Annotated in this window: 20 protein-coding genes, 1 other RNA gene and 1 pseudogene; 1 reads left to right on the plus strand and 21 read right to left on the minus strand. The window is 47.0% G+C overall.

Going from position 1 to position 23,099, the window contains the following annotated elements:
* Nucleotides 1-33: 33 nt before the first annotated feature.
* Nucleotides 34-1,537, minus strand: a pseudogene (locus MKZ13_RS21520) (PLP-dependent aminotransferase family protein).
* Between the two features lie 107 nt (nucleotides 1,538-1,644).
* On the opposite strand from MKZ13_RS21520, the gene MKZ13_RS21525 reads away from it, so the two are divergent.
* On the plus strand, nucleotides 1,645-2,874 hold the full coding sequence (locus tag MKZ13_RS21525; RefSeq protein ID WP_221821996.1) for a PLP-dependent aminotransferase family protein: 1,230 nt from the start codon (nucleotides 1,645-1,647) through the stop codon (nucleotides 2,872-2,874).
* 255 nt (nucleotides 2,875-3,129) lie between these two features.
* Here the strand turns inward: MKZ13_RS21525 and rnpB are convergent.
* The 20 genes from rnpB to floA form a co-directional block, all read right to left on the minus strand.
* Nucleotides 3,130-3,539: RNase P RNA component class A (gene rnpB, locus MKZ13_RS21530), an RNA gene on the minus strand.
* 82 nt (nucleotides 3,540-3,621) lie between these two features.
* The gene (locus MKZ13_RS21535) at nucleotides 3,622-4,737 is read right to left on the minus strand and encodes a Nif3-like dinuclear metal center hexameric protein (protein ID WP_339178018.1); all 1,116 of its coding nucleotides are present in this window, start codon (nucleotides 4,735-4,737) and stop codon (nucleotides 3,622-3,624) included.
* Nucleotides 4,713-5,471, minus strand: a complete 759-nt coding sequence (locus tag MKZ13_RS21540) for a class I SAM-dependent methyltransferase (protein ID WP_339178021.1) — start codon at nucleotides 5,469-5,471, stop codon at nucleotides 4,713-4,715. Before MKZ13_RS21540 ends, MKZ13_RS21535 begins: the two co-directional genes overlap by 25 nt.
* A 184-nt stretch (nucleotides 5,472-5,655) precedes the next feature.
* Entirely contained in the window at nucleotides 5,656-6,795 is a 1,140-nt protein-coding gene (gene rpoD / locus MKZ13_RS21545; RefSeq protein WP_017687256.1) for an RNA polymerase sigma factor RpoD, read from the minus strand.
* A gap of 43 nt (nucleotides 6,796-6,838) precedes the next feature.
* The gene (dnaG, locus tag MKZ13_RS21550) at nucleotides 6,839-8,659 is read right to left on the minus strand and encodes a DNA primase (protein WP_221821991.1); all 1,821 of its coding nucleotides are present in this window, start codon (nucleotides 8,657-8,659) and stop codon (nucleotides 6,839-6,841) included.
* Nucleotides 8,660-8,706: 47 nt separating this feature from the next.
* On the minus strand, nucleotides 8,707-9,195 hold the full coding sequence (locus tag MKZ13_RS21555) for a YaiI/YqxD family protein (RefSeq protein WP_047843776.1): 489 nt from the start codon (nucleotides 9,193-9,195) through the stop codon (nucleotides 8,707-8,709).
* 208 nt (nucleotides 9,196-9,403) lie between these two features.
* Nucleotides 9,404-11,479 (minus strand): glycine--tRNA ligase subunit beta, encoded by a 2,076-nt coding sequence (gene glyS / locus MKZ13_RS21560; RefSeq protein ID WP_339178029.1) that lies wholly within the window; start codon nucleotides 11,477-11,479, stop codon nucleotides 9,404-9,406.
* Entirely contained in the window at nucleotides 11,472-12,359 is an 888-nt protein-coding gene (gene glyQ / locus MKZ13_RS21565) for a glycine--tRNA ligase subunit alpha (RefSeq protein ID WP_017687252.1), read from the minus strand. Before glyQ ends, glyS begins: the two co-directional genes overlap by 8 nt.
* A 410-nt stretch (nucleotides 12,360-12,769) precedes the next feature.
* Nucleotides 12,770-13,522: a DNA repair protein RecO gene (recO, locus tag MKZ13_RS21570; RefSeq protein ID WP_339178032.1), complete on the minus strand. Its 753-nt coding sequence runs from the start codon at nucleotides 13,520-13,522 to the stop codon at nucleotides 12,770-12,772.
* A 33-nt stretch (nucleotides 13,523-13,555) separates the two neighbouring features.
* Complete coding sequence (locus MKZ13_RS21575; RefSeq protein ID WP_074095877.1) at nucleotides 13,556-13,696, minus strand: YqzL family protein; 141 nt, start codon at nucleotides 13,694-13,696, stop codon at nucleotides 13,556-13,558.
* A 104-nt stretch (nucleotides 13,697-13,800) separates the two neighbouring features.
* Nucleotides 13,801-14,700 (minus strand): GTPase Era, encoded by a 900-nt coding sequence (gene era, locus MKZ13_RS21580; protein ID WP_076211614.1) that lies wholly within the window; start codon nucleotides 14,698-14,700, stop codon nucleotides 13,801-13,803.
* A gap of 37 nt (nucleotides 14,701-14,737) precedes the next feature.
* The gene (locus MKZ13_RS21585; RefSeq protein WP_076211616.1) at nucleotides 14,738-15,151 is read right to left on the minus strand and encodes a cytidine deaminase; all 414 of its coding nucleotides are present in this window, start codon (nucleotides 15,149-15,151) and stop codon (nucleotides 14,738-14,740) included.
* Nucleotides 15,152-15,451: 300 nt separating this feature from the next.
* Nucleotides 15,452-15,820 carry a diacylglycerol kinase family protein gene (locus tag MKZ13_RS21590; protein WP_339178036.1) on the minus strand — a complete coding sequence of 123 codons (369 nt, stop codon included), beginning with the start codon at nucleotides 15,818-15,820 and terminating at the stop codon, nucleotides 15,452-15,454.
* Entirely contained in the window at nucleotides 15,820-16,317 is a 498-nt protein-coding gene (ybeY, locus tag MKZ13_RS21595) for an rRNA maturation RNase YbeY (protein ID WP_036615036.1), read from the minus strand. Before ybeY ends, MKZ13_RS21590 begins: the two co-directional genes overlap by 1 nt.
* Before the next feature lie 113 nt (nucleotides 16,318-16,430).
* The gene (locus tag MKZ13_RS21600) at nucleotides 16,431-18,680 is read right to left on the minus strand and encodes an HDIG domain-containing metalloprotein (RefSeq protein ID WP_036674803.1); all 2,250 of its coding nucleotides are present in this window, start codon (nucleotides 18,678-18,680) and stop codon (nucleotides 16,431-16,433) included.
* 16 nt (nucleotides 18,681-18,696) lie between these two features.
* Nucleotides 18,697-19,668, minus strand: coding sequence for a PhoH family protein (locus MKZ13_RS21605; protein ID WP_017687243.1), 972 nt, complete (start codon nucleotides 19,666-19,668; stop codon nucleotides 18,697-18,699).
* Between the two features lie 6 nt (nucleotides 19,669-19,674).
* The gene (gene yqfD, locus MKZ13_RS21610) at nucleotides 19,675-20,868 is read right to left on the minus strand and encodes a sporulation protein YqfD (RefSeq protein WP_339178040.1); all 1,194 of its coding nucleotides are present in this window, start codon (nucleotides 20,866-20,868) and stop codon (nucleotides 19,675-19,677) included.
* The gene (gene yqfC, locus MKZ13_RS21615) at nucleotides 20,865-21,158 is read right to left on the minus strand and encodes a sporulation protein YqfC (protein ID WP_017687241.1); all 294 of its coding nucleotides are present in this window, start codon (nucleotides 21,156-21,158) and stop codon (nucleotides 20,865-20,867) included. The genes yqfD and yqfC overlap by 4 nt, the downstream gene beginning before the upstream one ends.
* A 182-nt stretch (nucleotides 21,159-21,340) precedes the next feature.
* Complete coding sequence (locus MKZ13_RS21620; protein WP_339178043.1) at nucleotides 21,341-21,940, minus strand: hypothetical protein; 600 nt, start codon at nucleotides 21,938-21,940, stop codon at nucleotides 21,341-21,343.
* 13 nt (nucleotides 21,941-21,953) lie between these two features.
* Nucleotides 21,954-22,964 carry a flotillin-like protein FloA gene (floA, locus tag MKZ13_RS21625; RefSeq protein WP_339178046.1) on the minus strand — a complete coding sequence of 337 codons (1,011 nt, stop codon included), beginning with the start codon at nucleotides 22,962-22,964 and terminating at the stop codon, nucleotides 21,954-21,956.
* Nucleotides 22,965-23,099: the final 135 nt, after the last annotated feature.

Consider the following 23,099-nt stretch of genomic DNA (forward strand, 5'->3'; position numbering starts at 1 on the left):
AGTGGATTGGATGTATGTCCATAGTCCGAAAAATTATATAAGCGGTAGCCTGTCCGCCACTGTCCCACCCTGCCCAGGTGTTACTCTATCAATGACTTGGCACAGTACACGGAGTCCTTCACACAAAAGCTCAACGTTTGTTACAGTGAAGCAGATACGCAGACTTGGTGTATCCATCTCCCCTACATAACAGGCGGAACCTGGCAGGAAAGAAACCCCTGCAGCAAGTGACTGATGATGCAACTCACGCATATCCAGGTTACTCGGAAGTTGAAGCCACAGATTGAGTCCATTGCATACCCGTAGTAGCATGCTGTTCCAGCACTTCGGATGCTGCGCACAAGCGAGAATACAATTCATCCCTCAATCGGGATACATAGGCACCGTACTGATTCTGAATGAAAGATTGCAGCGCCTTTTGTGTAAGCAGCGGACTCCCCAAATCGGCCGTAGATTTCGCGGCCACAAGCCGGGTCAATACACTTCCGTCTGCGATGGCGCAGGCTATACGGCAACCGGGAGAGAGCACCTTACTGAAGCTTTTGATATATACGACATGACCTGTCCCATCCATCGATTTAATGGACGCCGGAGGAGGCTCACGAAAATAAAGATCGGCAAAAGGATCATCCTCCAGAATGAGGCAGTGGTAGCTTTGCGCGAGATTAAGAAGCTGTGCCCGTCTTCTTGCACTCATCGTGATCCCTGTTGGATTGTGATAGGTCGGGATCGTATAGATCAGTTTGGGCGGATAGGTATCACATAATCGGGTCAACAGATCAATACGCATGCCTTCGTCATCCATCGGGACCGTAACGATCTTCGCGCCTCTACTCGTAAATACATCAATAGCTCCGGTATAGCTTGGTGCCTCCATGTAAACAACATCCCCAGGTCCGACAAAAGTTCGTGCCACAAGATCGATCCCCTGCTGAGCACCACTTGTAATTAACATGCGTTCAGGTGCAGCCTGTAGTCCACGCTCGGCAAAATGTTCGGCAAAGATCTGTCTAAGTTCCCGATCCCCCTGAAAAGATCCGTAAGCTGCCATACGCTCTGTATGATCAGAGGAGAGTCGGTAGGCGCTGTCGATAATCTCGCGTGTAGGCAACAGTTCAGGCTGAATCGCTGACATATGAAGTTCATACCGTACTTGTGGTGACGTATCAAAATGTCTCCAGAGCTGGGCTCGCGGTAAATAATCCACCAGTGCCATCTGCCAATTCCATGACGTACTAGATTCACTGTTGGCATGGTTTCGCTGCGCTCGGTCCACATCCTCCATCTGATCCACGTTCAATGTACCTCTCACATAACAACCTTTCCCCTGGGAGCAGGTGATCAATTGAATCGCTTCAAGTTCAGCATACGCTTTGGATACAGTAACCAGGCTGACACCCAAATCCGCGGTCATTTTACGAACAGAAGGAAGCCGGGTTCCGGGTTCAATGAGTCCTGATCTGATGCGATCGGCAATCGTTAGCGCAATCTGCACGTACAATTTGGTACTGCTTCCCCCCTTTAATTCAATATGCATGTGTGCTCCCCCAACTGTTATGATCTTCATTTTACTGTTATAGTGTAGTTCGTCTATTATAGTTTATAATATCAGTATAACAGTGAATAACAGGAGATGAGAATAACATGAGTATCCCTTGGTCCAAAATGGCACAAAACACCCCGTCCTCTGTCGTTCGCGACATGCTCCAGGCCGCTCAGGCACCTGGAATGATCTCACTAGCCGGTGGATTACCAGCCCAGACTTCATTCCCGCTGGAAGCCATCCGCGTTGCATATGAAAAAGTATTTATGAGCGGAGCAGCCGCTCTTCAATATGCGGAGACTGAAGGTTACCGTCCTCTTCGCGCCAAAATTGCGGAACGTCTTGAATCCAAAGGCATTCCCGCTTCACCCGATCACATGCTTCTCACTACGGGTTCACAGCAATCCATTGACTTGGTTTGCCGCATCCTTCTTGACCCAGGTGACCGCGTATTGGTTGAATCACCAACCTACCTCGCTGCTCTGCAAGTCATTCATTCCTATCAGGCTGAATCTCACGGAGTAGCCTGTGATGATCACGGCATGTTGCCTGAATCTCTGGAGGAACAGCTCCAGTCGCATCGTCCAAAACTTGTCTACATTAATCCCACGTTCTCCAATCCTACGGGAAAAGTGTGGTCACGAGAAAGAAGACAGCAGGCTGTGGATCTGTGCCGCAAGTATGGTGTACTCATTCTGGAAGATGATCCCTATGGTGAAATTCGGTTCAATCCGGAGCAATTGGATGTCCCTGCTCTCGCAGAACTGGATGCAGTATCCTATGACGGCCCTTCTAACGTTATCTACACCAGTACATTCTCCAAAACGGTAGCACCTGGCCTTCGTACGGGCTGGATACTGGCTGCTCCCGATATTGTCAAAATGGCAGCACGAGCCAAACAAGGTGCAGACTTGCACTCCAGCAGCATTGACCAAAGAGCGCTTCATGCACTGCTTGAATCTTTCGATCTGGATGCGCATATCCGCCATATTTCAGAGGATTACGAACAACGCATGAAAACACTGACGACTCTCATGGCAGCCAAAGCCTGGGAAGGCATCTCGTGGAATTCACCACAAGGTGGCATGTTCTTGTGGCTGCAACTGCCTGAAGGCATGCTAGCAAGCAATCTGTTCACATATGGTATCCAGGAGAAAGTGTGCATTGTCCCGGGTGATTCCTTCTATGCAGGTACACCAGAGTTAAACCGCATGCGAATCAACTTTACTCATACGGACCCTGAGCTTCTTCCGGAAGCGGTGGAAAGAATGGATCGCGCCATCCAACGCTGGCATGCTTCCTTGACATCGGACAGTGTTGTTACACTGTAATGAACTGTCATAAACGTTTTGCTGTCCACTAGCGTATGAAGGTTAATGACTTGATATGAGAAACAAAAATAAGGCGGCATGCCCGAGAATCTCGGGCATGCCGCCTTATTTTATAGAACCTGTTATCAACAGGAGTTATGTTTGTTCAGATGTTCATGGGTCCTTCTGATCAGTCAGGCCATCGGATGAATCATACGAGTTGTCCTCGACTGATAGGTGGACTACATTGTGTTGCTATAATGTTGTTGTTGCAGTTAGGAAAGCTTACCGTAAGCCGGGTTCTGTGCTCTTCGTGGTTCATACGGGAACTACCCTCCCACCAGAAGCGACAATCATCTATCTAGGCCATACATTGCTGCACAGCTCAAGCGACCAACCTAGACACACCTCGGGCTAAGGTTGCCTCCTCCGAAAAGGCGGCTGTGTCCCATTAGGTCTTGCTCCAGATGGGGTTTACCAGGAACGAAGTCACCAGCGTTCCTCGGGGTCTCTTACACCTCGGTTCCATCCTTGCCTGTGCCGGAAAATCCGGCCATCGGCGGTCCATTTCTGTGGCACTATCCTTCAACTCGCGCTGACTGGACGTTATCCAGCATCCTGCCCTGTGGAGCCCGGACTTTCCTCTCGTGGCAACAAAGGCCACCAGCGATTGTCTGTCAAACTTTCCGAACAACATTACATAGTATACAGGCATTTAGGTTCCCAGACAAGCTTAATATTACTGGAAGCCGTACATCAACGGTCTTTTTAGATAAACTGGAATACTTCCGTATTTACCTCTGAAGCTGTAACTTGCGTATCATATCGTTTTTCTTCCAAACGGGAACGAAGCCAATCCGCTGTTTTTGGTTTCATAATCTTCTCGGAATTATGTCCCGGGTCGATGATACACATACCTGCCATTAACGCATCATGAGCCGTGTGGTAATCGATATCTCCAGTCACAATAACATCCGCACCTTTGAAGCGGGCAGTGAGCGCATAACGGCTGCCAGAGCCGCCAAGAACCGCAGCTTTTTTGATCTGCTTGTTCAGATCTCCTACTACACGCACATGAGGCACACTGAATTGGGTCTTCACAACCTCCACAAGCTCACCTAATGTCTTAGGTTCCTTAAGGGGTCCCAAACGTCCCAGACCAAGCGTACGGCCCTTTAAATCCATTGCATAGAGGTCATAGGCGACTTCCTCATACGGATGAGCCTTAAGCATCGCCTGAACGACCTTACTGCGCAGACTTTGGGGTACGATGGTCTCAATCCGCATTTCTTCCACACGTTCCATCTGCCCTTGGGTACCGATAAACGGTTGAGTCCCTTCACCAGGTACAAACGTTCCTGTACCTTCCGTGTTGAAGCTGCACTTGTTATATTGACCGATACTACCCGCTCCGGCTTCCAGAATGGCCTGAAGAACCTGTTCATGATGGGTACGAGGCACAAACACAGCCAGCTTGTACAGATGATCTGTGTGTACATCTTCCAACGATTCTTTACTCTCGATGCCAAGTGCCTCGGCCATCCAGTCGTTCATACCACCCTCGGCCACATCCAGGTTTGTATGACTAATATAGACAGCAATATCATGCTTAATCAGCTTTTCATACAATTTACCCATCGGTGTATCTGTACTCAGTGACTTAACCGGACGGAAAATGATCGCGTGATGAGCGATAATCAGGTTGGCACCGATACGAATCGCTTCGTCCACCACTTCATCCGTCACATCCAAAGCAACCAATACGTGACTGATTTCTTTTTGCAAACTGCCGAGCTGCAGACCAATGCGGTCATCCGGTACAGCCAGATGTTTGGGAGCGAGTTGCTCCATCAGTTGAATTACAGTTTGACCTTTGGCAAACATGCCAAAACCTCCTTCAAGTTTGCGATAAGGCGCTCTACCTCAGCCGCCTTGTCCCGGGAAGAATCCTGATCGGATTTGGAGATCGAGTTTACAACCCCTTGCAGCTTGATGATCTCACTTTCCCATTTGGCAAAAAATACATCCGATGGACGATCCACCAAATAAGGTCCCATACGCAGCAGCAAATCTTCCGTTAATTCTGCCCCGCCTTGAAGCGGACGTGCACGATACACCTCTACATTGGCAATCGGGCTTACGGATTGTGGCATCGCCGTTATAATCTCATAGATCTTGCCATCTTCTTCGAGCAACTGTTCTGCTACAACCACCCAGTGATGCTCCAACAACCAGCGTCTGAGGATATCCTCTCCCACATTTGGTTGCAAAATAAGTAACTGGACTCCTTCCAGTTTGGATAAACCTCGGTCCAAAATAGAGGCAATCAGGGCACCACCCATGCCTGCAATGGTGATGACATCCACTTCACCCGCAGTGATCACATCAAGACCGTCTCCACGACGCACCGTTATTTTTTCTTTCAAGCCAGCATCGCTGACTTGTTTGCATGCAGCATCATAAGGGCCAGGATTGACTTCCCCGGCTACTGCACTTGCAGCTTTCCCACTGCGGATTGCGGCTACTGGCAGCAACGCGTGGTCTGAACCGATATCAGCCATGCAGCTGCCATCGGGAATTTGATCATGTATTCGCTGTAATCGATTCGAAAGTTTCATGAAGCACCTACACCATTCATTTAATTTATTGATTTGCATTGAACAAGGAAAAGCGATAAAATAAAATCCAATAAAACATTTCAAGGATGAATTTCCAAAACCAAGAAATCAAGACGTTTAAATTAAAAATAAAGGAGACCCCGCCGCCGCTAAAGCGTCTTACGGAAAGTCTCCCATAGTTCGATTATTCGAGGAAATCCTTGAGTCGTTTACTACGACTCGGGTGACGCAATTTACGAAGAGCCTTGGCTTCGATCTGACGAATACGCTCACGCGTAACACCAAATACCTTGCCAACTTCCTCCAGCGTTCTCGTCCGTCCATCGTCCAGACCAAAACGTAGACGAAGCACGTTCTCTTCACGTTCAGTCAGTGTATCCAATACATCTTCGAGCTGTTCTTTGAGCAACTCATACGCAGCAGCATCCGCCGGAGCAAGTGCTTCCTGATCCTCAATGAAGTCACCCAGATGGGAATCATCTTCCTCACCAATCGGAGTTTCCAGAGAAACCGGTTCCTGTGCAATCTTCGTAATTTCACGAACTTTCTCTACACTCAGATCCATCTCAGCAGCGATTTCTTCTGGTGTCGGTTCACGCCCAAGTTCCTGCAACAGCTGACGGGATACCCGGATCAGCTTATTAATCGTCTCCACCATGTGCACAGGGATACGAATGGTACGCGCCTGGTCAGCAATAGCACGAGTGATCGCTTGGCGAATCCACCACGTAGCATACGTACTGAACTTGTATCCTTTTTTGTGGTCGAACTTCTCAACCGCTTTGATCAGACCCATATTACCTTCCTGAATCAAATCAAGGAACAACATTCCACGTCCAACGTAACGCTTGGCGATACTGACTACAAGTCGAAGGTTCGCTTCAGCCAAACGACGCTTGGCCTCTTCATCCCCGTTCTCAATCCGTTTAGCCAGTTGCACTTCATCATCTGCCGACAGCAGTGGCACACGACCAATTTCCTTGAGGTACATACGGACAGGGTCATTGATTTTGATACCTGGCGGCAAGCTCAGATCATCATCAAAGTGGAATTCGTCCTCTCCCTCTCTGGTGTTGTTCTCGGAATCTTCACTAGGACGAAGTGTAACCTCTTCATTATTTTCATTCACTACATCGATACCCAGATCGCTCAGTTGCTCATAGAACTCATCCATTTGCTCTGCATCCTGCTCAAAAGGAGAGAGTTTCTCTATAATTTCCTTGTAATTCAGCGAAGCTCTTTTTTTACCTGATTCAATCAATTGATCTTTAACCTGATCCAGTGTCAATTCTGTTTCTAGTTCAGTATGCTGATCATTCGCCATAACTCGACTCCCTCCTCCCTAGAAACATCTAATCATCAGACGTTCACTGTCTCTCTAGGGCAATCATTTCAATTGCAATCTGTGCCGCGCGTACAGAATCACCTGCCCGCTCTGCAGCAATCATTTCTTCTTTTTTCAAATCGTACTCTTTCTTACGCGGATGCTTCAGCACTTCCCTGATGCAATCATCGAGCATTTGAATACTCCATTCACCTGGACCATCCATCATCGAGATTGAACTGACCGTTTTTTCCAGGCGATCGTCATGCAGTGAAGACATAAAACGGCTTGTATCCGACGGTTTGCCTTGCGCATAGTAGGCATATAGATAAGCAGCAATAGCTGCATGATCCTCCAAGTTAAAAGCTTCACCAAGATGTTCATTCACGTACTGGGCAGCCTCATCATCCTGCAACATCCAGGCAATCAGTTTGCGTTCGGCAGCGTGATAAGCCGGCAACAGATTCGGTGTAGGCACCTGCCTATTTTGTTGCCTACCATTATTCCACCTTTTCGGGTTATTATCCCCGTACTGGAGGTTATTTTTCATTGCCTCCCGTTCTTCATTACACTCCTGCTTCAATGTTTCGAAGGATACGTCCACTTCTGCAGCCAGTTCACGGAGATACACTTCCCTCTCTGTTGGAGAAGGTAAGGGTGCAATCAATTTTACTGCTTCTTTCGAATAGGCGATTTGTCCGCCACCCTCTAGCAGTATATGGCTTTTTTTTAAGTTTATAAGTTTAAATTTTGTAGTTGTCACGGCACCGTCCACAATCTGGTTTCGGAACCGTTCACCACCATGCTTCCGGATAAAATCATCCGGGTCAAGTCCCTCGGGAATGAGAGCCACTTTGACCTGCAATCCAGCTTCCTCAAGAATAGGGAAATTTTTGAGTGCAGCAGCCTGTCCTGCTCTGTCGCCGTCATAACATATGATGACTTCGTCGCACATGCCTTTAAGCATCAGTGCCTGATTCTCGGTTAACGCAGTACCCATTGCCGCTACACCATTCTGGATATCCTGATCCCATGCGGAGATGACATCACCATATCCCTCAAACAAAATGGCTTGTCTTTGTTTGCGAATTGCATTTTTGGCATGATGCAGATTATAGAGAACACGGCTTTTGTTAAATAACCGGGTTTCCGGTGAATTTAGATACTTCGGTTGCCCATCTCCCAATATGCGTCCTGCAAATGCAATTGGCTTACCGCTCCTGCCATTAATCGGGAACATAATCCGGTCTCGGAATCGGTCCACATATCCCTGACCTTCATTTCGCGGTGACAGAAGTCCACCCTTTTCCATCTCTTCGAGCGGATAGTTACGTTTCTCGAGAAATTGTACCAGTGTGTCCCAACGATTTGGTGCGAAACCAATCTGGAACTGGTCGATCAATTTGTCGCCAAAACCTCTTGAGCGTAAATACTCCATAGCTGACTTGCCATGCTCTGTATTTTTCAACAAAAAATGATACAGCTTCGCGGTAAGCTCATAAGCCTCCAACAGACGTTCAGTCTCCGGATTCACATGAGCAGATTCACGCCCTTGCCAGTCCCCCATAGAGATGTGACTTTCTTCCGCCATCGTTTTGACAGCCTCGGGAAAGGATAACCCTTCGATTTCCATCCTGAATTTGATGGCATTTCCACCCGTGCCGCAACCGTAGCAGTAGAAAATTTGTTTCTCAGGTGTAACGGTGAACGAAGGCGTCTTCTCGGAATGAAAAGGACAGAGGCCCTTCATATACTTCCCCTGTTTGGTCAGATGCACAAATCGGCTCACCGTATCGACAATATCATTCTGCTGTAACACCGATTCAATAATACTTTCGGGTATACCGCCTTGTCCGGTACTCATCTCTGGCCACCTTCATCTCTTCAACACGTAAATATAATTCGATAAACTTACACATTCTCCTGCAAATCTTTTAAAAGTTTTGTCAGTTTATGTTGAAACATTTCTCGATCCTGCTCTGTGAAAGGCTTTGGGCCTTTCCCGTAATGGCCTCTTTTTCGTGCTTTTGCCGCAGTATGACGAGAATCCAACATGAAATCAATGTCACGATCGTTGAATTCACGACCACGAAAAGACAAAACATAACAACGTTTGCCGAGCGCAAGTGCCGCAAGTCCATAGTCCTGAGTGATAACCACATCATATGGCTTAATATGATTAGCAATATACAGGTCTGCGCTCTGATCACTGCGATCCACTTGCACGGTTCGTACCCCTTCTCCTCCTTGAAGCAAATGATCAAATGAAGAGACTAACAGTACGGGGATGTTGAAAAGGCGAGCGGTTTGCGCAATCTCGGTTTTGACCGGGCAAGCATCACCATCCACAACAATGTGACGTATATTTAACTCACTCAAACCCAGACCACCCGGTTTCATAAAATAGCTGCATATTGTTATATACGACCCCGGCCAGGCAAAATCCTTCTGGCACAACAAGGGAAATCAAAGGCTAAAATACGGAGCGGTTGTAAAAAATACATTTCACAACCCGTTCCGTATATTTATACCCTCATATATCCTTCTTTAATACTGAATTTTAGCTTTGCGCCAAGTCTGTGGAAAAGGACTCATGAAATACGCCCAATTACCAAACCAACTTGGAAAAATCAGCAAATCCTTTCAAGTCACGATCAATAGCCGCGAGCAAGGCAAGTCGATTCGCCCGAACAGCTTCATCTTCGGCCATAACCATAACCGAATCGAAGAATGAGGTAATACCATCCTTCCAGGCAGATGCAATAGCCAGTGCTTCAGCAGCATGATGCTGAGTCAACGCCTGACGATATTCTGCATTCGTTTTGCTCCATGCCTCATGTAGCTGACGTTCTCCATCTTCCGTGAACAGTTCTGGATGTACGGAAGCATTGGATGCTTTGGCAGCCAGATTACCCACACGGTTGAACGATTCAACCGTTGTTTTGAATGCGTCTCCTGTCATAACAGCCGCCATCAACGCTTCACCTTTTGGAACCACAGCGCTGATATCATCGAATCCGGAAGAAATTACAGCATCCACTACGTCGTAGCGAACGGTTTCGGACAACAATTTTTTCACACGAAGACCAAAGAAGTCTTGCAGATCTTTACGAACCTCTTCATCTGCACGTTTCAACAGGTTCATCTGGGCATGCACTTGAAGTGCTACTCCGAACACGTCTGACAATGTCAGCGGAAGCTTGTGATCCAGCAAAATCTGTACAATACCTGCAGCCTGACGGCGCAGCGCGTACGGATCCTGTGAACCCGTTGGAATAATGTTGATGGAGAAACAACCCACGATTGTATCCATTTTGTCAGCAGCACTCACAATGGCACCCACAAGAGAAGCAGGGGATTGATCTCCAGCGAAACGTGGCTGATAGTGTTCAAATACCGCTTTGGACACCTCATCTTTTTCGCCGGCTTTACGAGCGTAATCCTCACCCATCACACCTTGCAGTTCCGGGAATTCACCCACCATCAGTGTTACCAGATCGAATTTGCAGATATCTGCTGAGCGGCTAACGGATTCAGCAACATCACCGGATACTTGCAGTTTGGCAGCAAGTCCATCGGCAATCTTGCGAATACGGCGTACTTTATCTCCAACCGTTCCCAATTCTTCCTGGAAGACGATACTTTCCAGCTTCGACAATGCATCCTTAATCTGTAGCTTCTGATCTTCCTCATAGAAGAACTTGGCATCAGACAGACGTGCACGCAAAACTTTTTCATTTCCTTTGGCAATAACGTCCAATGAATCACTTCCACCGTTACGTACCGTCACGAAGAATGGCAACAATTGTCCTTCATTGTCCAGTACAGGGAAATAACGCTGATGCTCACGCATGGAAGTAATCAATACTTCTTGTGGAATATTCAAGAATGAAGAGTCAAATGTTCCGAACAATACGGTAGGTGTTTCCACCAGGAACAGGACTTCCTCCAGCAAGTCTTCCTTAATCGCGATATCCCATTTTTTCTCAGCAGCCAGTGCCTGAATCTGGGATACAATCATCTGTTCACGTTCCTGAATATCAGCAATGACATGTTCTGCACGCAACACTTCCACGTATGAAGACGGATTGGAGATCACGGCCTCCTTACCGAGGAAACGATGTCCGCGAGTTACATTACCCGACTTAACACCTGTCACTTCCAGATCGATAACTTCACTGCCGAGCATAGCCACAATCCAGCGGATTGGACGTACAAATTTGAAATCATAGGAAGCCCAACGCATGAATTTCGGGAACGTCATGGCATGTGATACAGAAAGTAATCCTTCGCCAACCACAGAAGCAGTCTCTACACCTTTGCTGCTCTTTGTTGCATAGATATATTCGACACCGTTCAGTTCCTTGAACGTGAACTGGTCGGGTTCAACACCTTGACTGCGGGCGAATCCGAGTGCAGCCTTGCTCCAATTGCCACTGTTGTCCAGTGCAATTTTGCGTGAAGGACCTTTCACTTCTTCCTCAATATCTTCCTGCTTCTCAGCCACATTTTGAATCAAAACAGCCAGACGGCGCGGTGTGGCATACGCGTTCACTTCACCATAAGCAATGCGGGATGCGTCAAGCCATTTCACGACACGCTCTTGCAGCTGTGCGATTGCTGCGCGCATAAAGCGTGCAGGTACTTCTTCCAACCCGATTTCAAACAACAGATCCTTAGACATGCTCGGCTCCCCCTTTCTTGATCAGCGGGAAGCCTAGCTTCTCACGCTCTTCCATATATGTTGCAGCGACTTGGCGAGCCAGATTACGGACACGTGTGATGTAACCCGTACGTTCCGTTACACTGATGGCCCCACGTGCATCCAACAGGTTGAACGTGTGGGAACATTTCAGCACATAGTCATATGCAGGGAATACCAGATGCTGCGCCATGGCCTTGTTTGCTTCTTCTTCATGCATGTTGAAGAGTGTAAACAGCATTTTGACATCAGATACTTCAAACGTATATTTAGAGTGTTCGAATTCTGGCTGACGGAATACATCACCATAAGTGATACCTTCCACCCATTCCAGATCAAACACATTCTCTTTATCCTGAATGTAAGAAGCCAAACGCTCCATACCATACGTAATTTCAACAGCTACCGGATTTGTCTCGATTCCACCAACCTGTTGGAAATACGTAAATTGTGTAATTTCCATTCCGTCCAACCATACTTCCCAACCAAGACCTGCACAACCAAGGGAAGGATTCTCCCAGTTATCTTCAACAAACCGAATATCGTGTTTGAGCGGATCAATGCCCAGACGTTTCAGACTTTCCAGGTAAATTTCCTGAATATTGTCCGGTGAAGGCTTGATGATTACTTGGAACTGATGATGCTGGTACAGCCGGTTAGGGTTCTCACCATAACGTCCATCCGAAGGACGACGGGAAGGCTCCACATAGGCTACTTTCCAAGGTTCGGGTCCAAGCGAACGCAAAAAGGTCATCGGGTTCATCGTACCTGCCCCTTTTTCCGTATCGTATGGCTGGACAATAATACAGTTATGCTCGGCCCAGAATTGTTGCAGCGTTAGAATCATCTGCTGAAAATTCATAATCATGCTCCTTTTCAATGGTTTGTTAGCAAGCTTAGGACGGTGAAGACAACAATAAATAGCCCCCGTCCTACGCCTGTTGTACAGACGTAGGGACGAGAGCTATTCCCGCGGTTCCACCCTACTTGGCTTAGATCAAACAGGATGATCCTGTTCGTTCCAGCCCACTTTTCCGTGTCCATTCATGCTCCCGAGTGCCGTTTCAAAGACCGATTCAGCCAGGCTCCCACCATCCCCGGCTCGCTCATTCATGATTCTCAAGTGTTATACAACGACTTGTCTCCATAAATGCAATAAATCTAGTCCTTTACTTTCTCGTTCAATGCATGTCTCATAAAGAGAAATTATATTTCATAATATATAAAATCTAGTATGAAGTCAAGATATAGTTTCACTTCCACCAAAACGCCTCAAATCCCGTACTTCTCCATCTGATCGAGGAAAGAACGGGATTTAAGATTCAGACCAAGCTGATGATCCATAAAGGCACGCATCAACTTTTTGATCTCATCACGGGTAGACTCACTCACTGATATATTCCCCAAGCGCTGCAGATCCAACTGTGCGAACAAACGCAACAACTTCAGAGCCTTTGGACTTACTGACATCGCTGGAGGATCGAAATGTTTGCATGCTCGACACAAGACTCCACCAAGTCTGGGGCTTATAAACAACTGCTCATCTGGTCGCTCCTGGTTACAGGAGATGCACTCATCGAACTGCGGACCATATCCGGATGCCTGTAATATTTTCATTTCGTACAGACTTGTAATAACAACCGGATCTTTCTCTTCCTTCAACGCCTGCAAACACGCCTTTAACTGTTTGAACCAAAATGTACCTGTCTCTTCATCCTGAAGCACCCGATCCAATAGTTCACACGCATAAGAAGCATATGAGGCCTTGACCAGATCTTCACGCAAATCATGATAAGATTCAACAATTTCTCCAGCGTTCAGTGTGCCTAGACCTGTATTGCGAAAATATACATATTGACCATACGTAAACGGCTGCACCAGTGCAGCATGTCGGCTCTTGGGCTTTTTGGCACCGCGGACGAGTACCCCTACTTTCCCGCCGCTTTCGGTGCAAAGCGTAATGATTTTGTTCCCTTCGCCGTAGTCCATGCTGCGGATGACAATCCCTTCCACCCTGTATAGCATGCCTCGTCACCTAACCATTCCCGAATCAGCCAATTATCCTTCGGCTTCTTCATCTTCAATCACTTCCCTTGCATTATCCGACTCCTGTCCTAACGAGTTACACGCCTCGGTATATAACAAATAGGACTCCACATCCCCCGTCATCGCAAAAACCTTCCACGAAAAATCTCGCATCGGAATTTCATCCTCTCTTCGGAAATGACGTCTGCATCTACCAAATAGGATGGAGTCTTGCAAGGTAAACTATGTGTTGCAATTACTGGATACAATTCCGAAGATTAGTCGCGGCCAAAGCCAAGGTCACGTAGAACTCTATCCTGATTTCTCCAGTCTTTTTTCACTTTAACCCACAGGTCCATGAAAATTTTGGAGCCAAGCAAATTCTGAATGTCATGTCGAGCTCGTTTACCCACTTCTTTCAGAAGGGCACCTTGCTTGCCGATAATGATGCCTTTTTGCGAATCCCGTTCCACAAAAATCACGGCTGAGATATAAACGACACCATTATCCTGCACTTTCATATCTTCGATCGTTACTGCAATGGAGTGAGGCACTTCTTCACGAGTCATTTGCAGAATTTTCTCACGAATCAACTCGGCACATACAAACTGCTCCGGATGGTCAGTAACCTGGTCATCAGGATAGTACTGTGGACCTTCAGGCAAATACTTGCCGAGCTGTTCCAACAACGTGCTGACGTTGCTGCCAAGCATGGCAGAGACAGGAACGATTTCAGCGAAATCGTGAAGCTTGCGATACGTCTCAATGAGTGGAAGCAGTGCTTCCGGCTCAATTTTGTCAATTTTATTCATGACAAGAATGACAGGCGTACGAATATTTTTCAACTGTTCCGCAATATAACGGTCACCGCCACCCATGCCTTCCGAAGCATCAATCAGGAACAACGCTGCTTCTACTTCTCCAAGTGTGTTCAGAGCAGTCTGGTTCATGTAATCGCCAAGTTTGGATTGACGTTTGTGAATACCCGGTGTGTCCAGAAATACGATTTGTTGATGTTCGGATGTATACACACCATGAATTTTATTACGTGTGGTTTGTGGCTTGTCCGACATGATCGCAATTTTCTGTCCGATCACCTGGTTCATCAGTGTGGATTTACCTACGTTTGGACGTCCAATAATAGCTACAAAACCGGATTTGAATGCTTGTTTTTTCATATGTTCCTCCTCAGGCGCCTAGGCCTGGAATATTGGTTTATTTTTTGGCAGAATTCAGATCAGAAGGCCCAAAAGCCCAAGGTAACAGTTCAGCAACGGTGGTCTCTTGAAGATCACCCTTCATGTTCCCCAAGATAACTTTCATATCCGGTTCACACAGTTCGTACATCACCTGACGACATACGCCACATGGAGCAATCGGACCATCCGTGTCGCCCACAATGGCAATCGCTTTGAAGCTGCGAGGCTTCTGCCCACCTGCAATGGCACTGAACATCGCCGTACGCTCAGCACAGTTACCTGGTGTATACGCAGCATTCTCAATATTACAACCATGATGCACATGACCTTCACTGTCAAGCAAAGCCGCGCCTACACCAAAATGGGAGTATGGCGTATACGCCTTCGTACGTGCCTTAATTGCCTCTTGCATTAACAAACCGTTATCCATCATTATTCTCTCCCTTAGGGTGCAATATAAAGTTAGTACCTACGAATTAAGTTCAACCAAAGCCAAATTCACACTAGTCACTCCGAGTCCAGAATAACCCTTCGATCGCTGTTATCCCCAGATTTTTTGATTCACTTTTTCAATGTGAAAATCCGGTGATAAAGGCGAACGCTTCGCTTCTACAGGTTTATTTCTGTCCTCTTCGTTATCGTGTGATGTCTACAAGTTCCACTTTTAAAAAAGGTCTAACTTCACAAATTTGTGTAGTATTAAAATCAAAACAAGGTTAAAACAAAATCATTACAAACCCAGCCAGCTCATCACCGGCTTAATGAAAACGATACAACCGATGATGACGGCGAATACCGCAGCCAGCAGAACTGCCCCAGCCGCGGAATCCTTTGCCGCTTTTGCCAGCGGATGGATATGGGGGTGTGCCAAGTCAACCGCTGCCTCTACAGCCGTGTTCATCAATTCAGTCACCAGGACCAAAAAGACAGCGGTCAGCACAAACATCCAATCCGTTCTTGAGATTCTGAAAAAAAAGCCGGCTACACACATCAAAATAGCCACTCCCGTGTGAACTCTCACATTACGCTGAGTCCGCAACCCATATGCGATTCCTTCCGCAGCATTGCGGAATACCAGACCCCAGGAGCGCCTTTTCATTATCGTGTCAACCCGGCCTGGGCCAATACCGCTTCTTGTTTGCCCATCATTTCAGCCTCACTTGCTTCATCCTGATGGTCGTATCCGAGCAGGTGCAAGAAACCATGGACAAACAGAAAACCAAGTTCACGTTCAAATGAGTGTCCATACTCTTCACTTTGCAGGATGGTCCGTGGTACGGAAATGATGATGTCTCCAAGAACATCCGGCATTTCTTCCATTTCTTCATCTTCGTCCAGCTCATAGATAATATCGAGCTCTTCATCCACCGTTTCGTTCATCGCAAAAGACAGTACATCCGTAGGACGATCAATACCGCGATAATCACGGTTCAACTCATGGATCTGCTCATCGTTTACAAAAGTCAGAGCCACTTCCCCGTCTGCAACACCTTCCGCTTCTCCGGCGAGATTCAGCAACTGTTCCAGCATTGCAATCATTGGGTCTGTAATTTCTTTATCCTGTTGTTCATTATTCCATGCCAGATTAAGACTCATTCTTTCATAACTCCTGTCTGCTCATATTAGAGGTTGTTCAAAAAGCCTTACTAGCTTCATTCCATCTTCTCGGTACTGAGAACCGACCTTTTTGAACACGAACTATTATTAAATTAGCCTGCTTCGGGTGAAGTCGGCTTTGGTTTCTTAATCTCCTCCGGATATTCTATCCTGGAGTGGAAGATACCCATCACCGTTTCCTTCAATGTTCTGGCGACGATATCCAGTTCACGCATCGTAAGGTCACAATCATTGAATTGATGATCGTCCAATCGACCTTTAATAATCTTCTCAATCATGGACTCCACTTGCTCCACTGTCGGTTTGCGCAAAGATCTCACAGCAGCCTCCACACTATCGGCAATGCCAACAATAGCCGATTCCTTGGACTGAGCCTTCGGGCCAGGGTAACGGAAATCTTCTTCCGTGAAATCAGGCTCAACGCCTGCTTCTTCCGCCTGGCGCAGTGCTTTGTGATAGAAATAGTGAAGAAATGTCGTGCCGTGATGCTGTTCCGCAATATCCCGAATAGGTCTGGGCAGCTTGTAATCCTTCTGCATTTCCACCCCATCGCGCGCATGGGCAACGATAATGGATTTGCTCAGTTTCGGATCAATTGAATCATGCGGATTCTCCATATTGTTCTGATTCTCAATAAAATAGATGGGCCGCTTCGTCTTGCCAATATCATGATAATACGAACCCACTCGGCAGAGCAATCCGTTAGCTCCTATGGCTTCTGCTGCTGCTTCGGACAGATTGCCTACCATAACACTGTGATGATAGGTACCCGGTGTCTCCGTCAGCAACTTACGTAGAAGCGGATGGTTCGGATTAGACAGTTCTACCAGTTTGAGCGCTGACAAAATGCCAAATGAAGTTTCAAAAAATGGCATCAACCCAATGACCAGTATGGCAGTCAGCACGCCACCAGCAAATGCAAACCCAACGCCATACAGCGTCGTGGTTCGATTCCAATCGCCCGAGTCAATCAAAGCCAAGGTGAAGACGGCTATGGACCCGAACAAGCAGACCATAATGGCCCCTTTCAGGATCGTGGATCGCTGGCTAGCCTTATGTGTTGCGAAGATCGCAACAAATGAAACCAATACAGCGAAGAAACCCAGTTCGAAGTCAAAAAGTTGACCCTGATGCGTATTCAAAATAATGCTGGATAACATACCGATCAATATCGAACATACAAAGGCAAGCGACGTATCCAGCAATAAGGCAATTAACATCGCCCCTACCGCAACAGGTGCAAGGAAGCCCACATAAGACCGCTCATTGGTTTGGATAATCGCTGTCACATGCATAACTACAATCGTAATAATAAAAATGAGAACAAGCATCAACAGCTGCGCATTATTATATTTAAAGTGCGTTCCGCTGCCTTGCTGAATATACATCAGAATTGCTGCTGACAACAGGCAGGAAAACATAAGAAGACCAAGCTGTGGCCAGTAGTTCACTTCATTTTTAAGCAAATCATTCTCATCCAGCAAAGTATACATCTCCGGGGTGATCATCTCACCCTTGGCAACTAATGTGTCCCCTTGCTTGATAAAGACAGTTTGAGTGTTCTCACGCGCCTGAACTTTCGCTTCCTTGGTTCCCTCTTCATCGTAGAAGCGGTTAGCGGTCACCACGAGCCGAGCAAGCTCTTGCACGACCTCACGTTGCGTACGCTTACCAAGAGAGCTGACACTCACCATCTCAGCTACTTTGGCACGGGCAGTGGTTGCATCGCTGATCTGATCCGTCATTAACCGGGCAACAATATCCCTCGCAACCGGTTTCATCTCCTGGATATCATCCGATGTCAGACGTGAGATTTTGATGTAAGTTTCTTCGGGAATACGGTAGCTTTGCTCCTGTACCACATTTCTGATCTCTTCCAAAAGAGTCTCGGAGTATGTACCGGCTTTCCGATTATTATTGATATAGTTGGTCACAAAGTCCTTCTGGCGCTGCGGAATTTCATCCCGATAAATATCAATCTTGTCCTGACTTGAAATCTGATCATCCTGATTTAATCGATCTACACGGTCAAGCAGGGTAGTCATCAAATTTTCGTTTCGCAACTGGACAATCTGAAATATCGGCTGTACCCGTTCAGCAGCTTCTTCCTGTGCTTTGAGTGTGGCCTTGTTATTCGGAATCTGCATGGGCGCAGCAATATCCACTTCACTCCGTGTCCCTTCCTGAATATCATACCGCTCAGGGAGCAGCTTGGAAGCCAGACTTACGTAGAAAAGAATCACCAGAAACAAAAACAGAAGATAGCGTGCCCACACGCTATACTTCCATCCTGTAGCCTTATTCTGAAAAGATTTGCCTTTTGACGGTTCCTTCGAGGTCACTTTAGACAATCCCTTTCTATGCTTGATTTTCTGCGGCGTGGTTGTAAGCCACGATAATTTTCTGGACGAGAGAATGCCGCACAACATCTTGCTCGGCAAAATAGACAAATCCAATCTCGTTAACTTCGTTCAAGATCGTATTCGCTTCCACAAGCCCGGATTTCTTACCACGCGGTAAATCAATCTGTGTAACGTCTCCAGTGATGACCATTTTGGAGCCAAAACCAAGACGGGTCAGAAACATCTTCATCTGTTCCGGCGTTGTGTTCTGTGCTTCATCCAGAATGATGAAGGAGTCATCCAGCGTACGCCCCCGCATGTAGGCGAGTGGCGCGATTTCGATTAACCCTCGCTCTAGTGCCTTCGCGGTCTGTTCCTGTCCCATAACGTCATACAGGGCATCGTACAGTGGTCTCAGATAAGGGTCTACCTTCTCCTGAAGATCACCTGGCAAAAATCCAAGACTCTCTCCCGCTTCAACAGCAGGCCGTGTGAGTACAATGCGTTTGACGCTGCCTTCTTTAATTGCGGCAACAGCCAGTACAACAGCAAGGTAGGTTTTACCCGTACCGGCAGGACCAATGCCAAATACAATATCACGTTTTTTAATTGTAGTTACATAGTGCTTCTGTCCAATGGTTTTAACACGGATTGGTTTACCTCGGTATGTCGTCGTAATCTCGCCTTTGAACAGATCCAATAGTTGGTCTGCCCGCATATCCTTGGCAAGTTCAATCGCATACTTCACATCTCTCTCGGTTAACACATATCCATTGCGTATCAATTGCAGTAACACATCAAATAATTGTTCAAGCGATTCCACCTGCTGTGCGTTGCCAAAAATCACAATCTCCGCTTCACGGGATGCAATCTGGGCAGGAATCTCGGATTCAATCAGTTTAAGAAAAGTATCTTGGGGTCCAAAAAGGGATTGGCCCTCTCCCGCACTCTGGAGGGAGATTTGTATGCTGCGTGTTTGCTCTGACAAATATCCTCATTCTCCTTGACTATGGACTAGCGGAAGTTCTTCCGCAATGCTTTCTTCTACTTCAAATAAGACTTTCATATAAACTTTACCATTCTCTTTCTTCTCATGCAAAATTTTTTCACTTATAATTTTTGTTCCTTTGCCGTTTTTGGCCATAATATCATTCCTTGCCCCTTCCAATCCTTTCGTTCTGGCCCATTCTATCGTCTGTTGTTGCTCATGCTCTCGTGTCTCCAGATCTTTCTCTGTCAGCCAACCCATGGGAAGTGTAAAGGATCGCCACGTCAATGGTTTATGATTACTCTCGGTATCAAATGAACTGAAAGGTGTACTTCCGTACCCCCACAGTTGGATTGCCCATTTCCCCAGCACCATGTAAAAACGTTCTTTGCTCTCACCTGTCATTGTATTATGTTTTTGCACCAGCGGAACCTCTACCTGATACTCACGCCATACCAGACCACGAACTTCACCTTTGGCAACAATGGTTTTGGTGTTCTCCTCATCCCCGAGAATCCCCGAGATCAATACCTGACCCTTTTTGACACGCATGTCCTTCTGAACAACAGGGCGTCCCTGCTCCGCATAGATTTGAGTGACAACAGCATCTGACTTACTGATCAGATGTCTGGGATTCAGTAATGGTTCGCGCTTTGGTTGTGCCGATTCCACGACCTGAATGGTGATGGTTGTCCCCTCTTTGCTCACGCCAATCCAGGTTACATCCGGCAGAGCGAGTGCAAGCTGCCTGGAGAGCTTGTCTTGGCTTTGCAAGCGGAACCCCCATTGGAAAGGATATATGCCCTCTTTCTTCGCTGCTGCGAGCACCTCGTCGGTAGGAATGGTGACGTTACCCTTGACCTCCACATCCCATACCATGGACGACAACGCAAACAAAGCTGCCACAAAAAACAGCATCCCCCCAAGAAAGAACTTCCTCCGCAATAATCGGGCCGCAAAAAAAGGGAAACCACTGCGATGGGTTACTTTCACCCTACAGCCTGTCCGTTTCAACACAGGACGCAACCTGAAAAAATGCGGCAGCAGAATGTTCATCTCTGCCACGCGTCCATCGTGAGCACGCAGGTTCCAAACTTCCAGCCCCTGCTCTGCCACCGTGTTGATTAATGTTTCAATGTCTCCCCCAGTGACCGTGATTCGGACTGCTCCCCGCAGTTTATACAGACTGGGCTGCTTCATCCGTTCCCCTCCACTCCATTCATATGAATATCCAGAATCGTTCCTTCAACAGCTACTTCATCCGGCAAAATGTTACGTATCACCAAGGCAGTTCCTTTGATCTCCAACTGGCCTTGGGAAAGAGCCAACACGATACGATCCGGGGTGAAATGGATGACACCGCGATGATTCTCTATATACAGTTGCTTACTGCCAATCAGGGTTAACCGTGGCATATCATAAAGCACATCCTGCGGCAGATCCAACACTTCACTGGTCCATCTGCGCAGCTTGCGGCTGATCCGGGTCATTCGAAGGTCTTCCCCCTTCCTCTACAGTTCAACTTATGCGCAGATTCATGAATTTATGAAAATTCCGGAGCGTGTTAGGGACGAATGTTGAGAAAAAAGTAAGGAACACAGAAAAAGCCGTCTCCGGCGGCTTTCTGCGCACCAGAGACGGCTCTATTTTTCTGTTCATTATGAAGACTTGTTTACAGTTTCCCTCTTGTACCAAACGGCTGTTTGGAACGAGGAGGACCCAGTACTTCTGCCCACAGCACACCTGTACGAATATCGGCAGGGCGAAGCGGAGATGCTCCCGATTCATCGGTGTTGGGTATATCCCAACTGGAATCAGACACAACAGGTTTATTTGCAGAAGAGAAGCGATTTAATCTCTCTTGAATCAAACGCTCCTGTCGTTCCACTTCTTTCATTTGTTGCTCAAGCGAGCTTTCCGTTTCTCTTGAGGAACTCTCACTTCTGTGGTTACTGGCTGTGCTAGAAGAAGCAGCAGGCTCCGAATATGGCTGACCATACTGATTCTCATATTGTTCGTCTTCGTACCGATCGTCATACTGTTCATCATAACGGGGATCAGTATGTCCGGAAGACTGCTGCGGAGATGAATTGTCTCTTGAGCGTTCTTCCCGGTCTGAATCACCGCCGCCTCCAAACGTAGGCATCCCGCTGGCAGGACGCTTTTTGTTTGGATCAGCCGATTTGGCAGCTTTCCCCAAGAATGAGAAGAGCGCAAAACCGACAACAGCTACAATGTACAAGTTATCAAAAATCCATTCGAATAGGCCCATATGCACTCACCGCCTATCTTCCGTTTTTGGAATCACCCTGATCGTTGGAATTCGAACCTTCACCAGGTTTTCCCAATGTATTGCGCATTTGAGTATCTGCTTCAATATTTTTGAGATTCATGTAGTCCATCACACCAATTTTCCCACTACGCAAAGCCTCTGCCATTGCAAGTGGTACTGCGGATTCAGACTCAACAACGCGCGCTCTCATCTCTACAACGCGTGCTTTCATCTCTTGCTCTTGTGCTACAGCCATCGCACGACGTTCTTCCGCTTTGGCTTGAGCAATTCGCTTGTCAGCTTCCGCCTGCTCAGTTTGCAAGAAAGCACCAATATTTTTACCGATATCCACGTCCGCAATATCAATGGACAGGATCTCAAAGGCAGTTCCAGAATCCAACCCTTTGGACAAGACTGTACGAGAGATCAGATCCGGATTTTCCAAAACCACTTTATGCGTTTCTGCTGAACCGTTGGTACTTACGATCCCTTCACCGACACGGGCAATGATTGTTTCTTCACCAGCACCACCAACGAGTCGATCGATATTTGCACGAACTGTAATTCTTGCTCGAACATTGACTTCGATACCATCTTTTGCCACCGCAGATACAACAGGCGTTTCGATAACACGCGGGTTAACACTCATTTGAACCGCCTGCAATACGTCACGACCAGCAAGGTCAATCGCAGCAGCACGTTCGAATTCAAGTGGAATGTTTGCACGCTGGGCAGCGATCAGAGCGTTAACCACACGGTCAACGTTACCACCAGCCAGGAAGTGACTTTCCAGTTGATTCATCGACAATTGAATACCTGCTTTAGTGGCTTTGATCATCGGATTTACGATTCGGCTAGGTGTTACACGTCTGAGTCTCATCGCAACCAGTGTAATAATACTAACACGCACACCGGATGCAATTGCCGAGATCCAGAGCATGACCGGGAAAAAGCTGAAGAATACGCTCAATACGATGATGGCAACTACCGCAATGAGCAAAACCGTAATCATAGTTGGTTCCATTGTTTAATTTCCTCCATTTGCAATTTGAATTTGATAAAAACATTTGAGAAGACATTCACGAGTCTGCTGCTAAATTAAAGAATGCACCACCTCGCTGGCAGCTTCAGCTACGTAGTTATGTACATTGCCGAAGCG

Source organism: Paenibacillus sp. FSL R5-0701 (genome assembly GCF_037973995.1).
In the GTDB taxonomy this organism is placed as follows: domain Bacteria; phylum Bacillota; class Bacilli; order Paenibacillales; family Paenibacillaceae; genus Paenibacillus.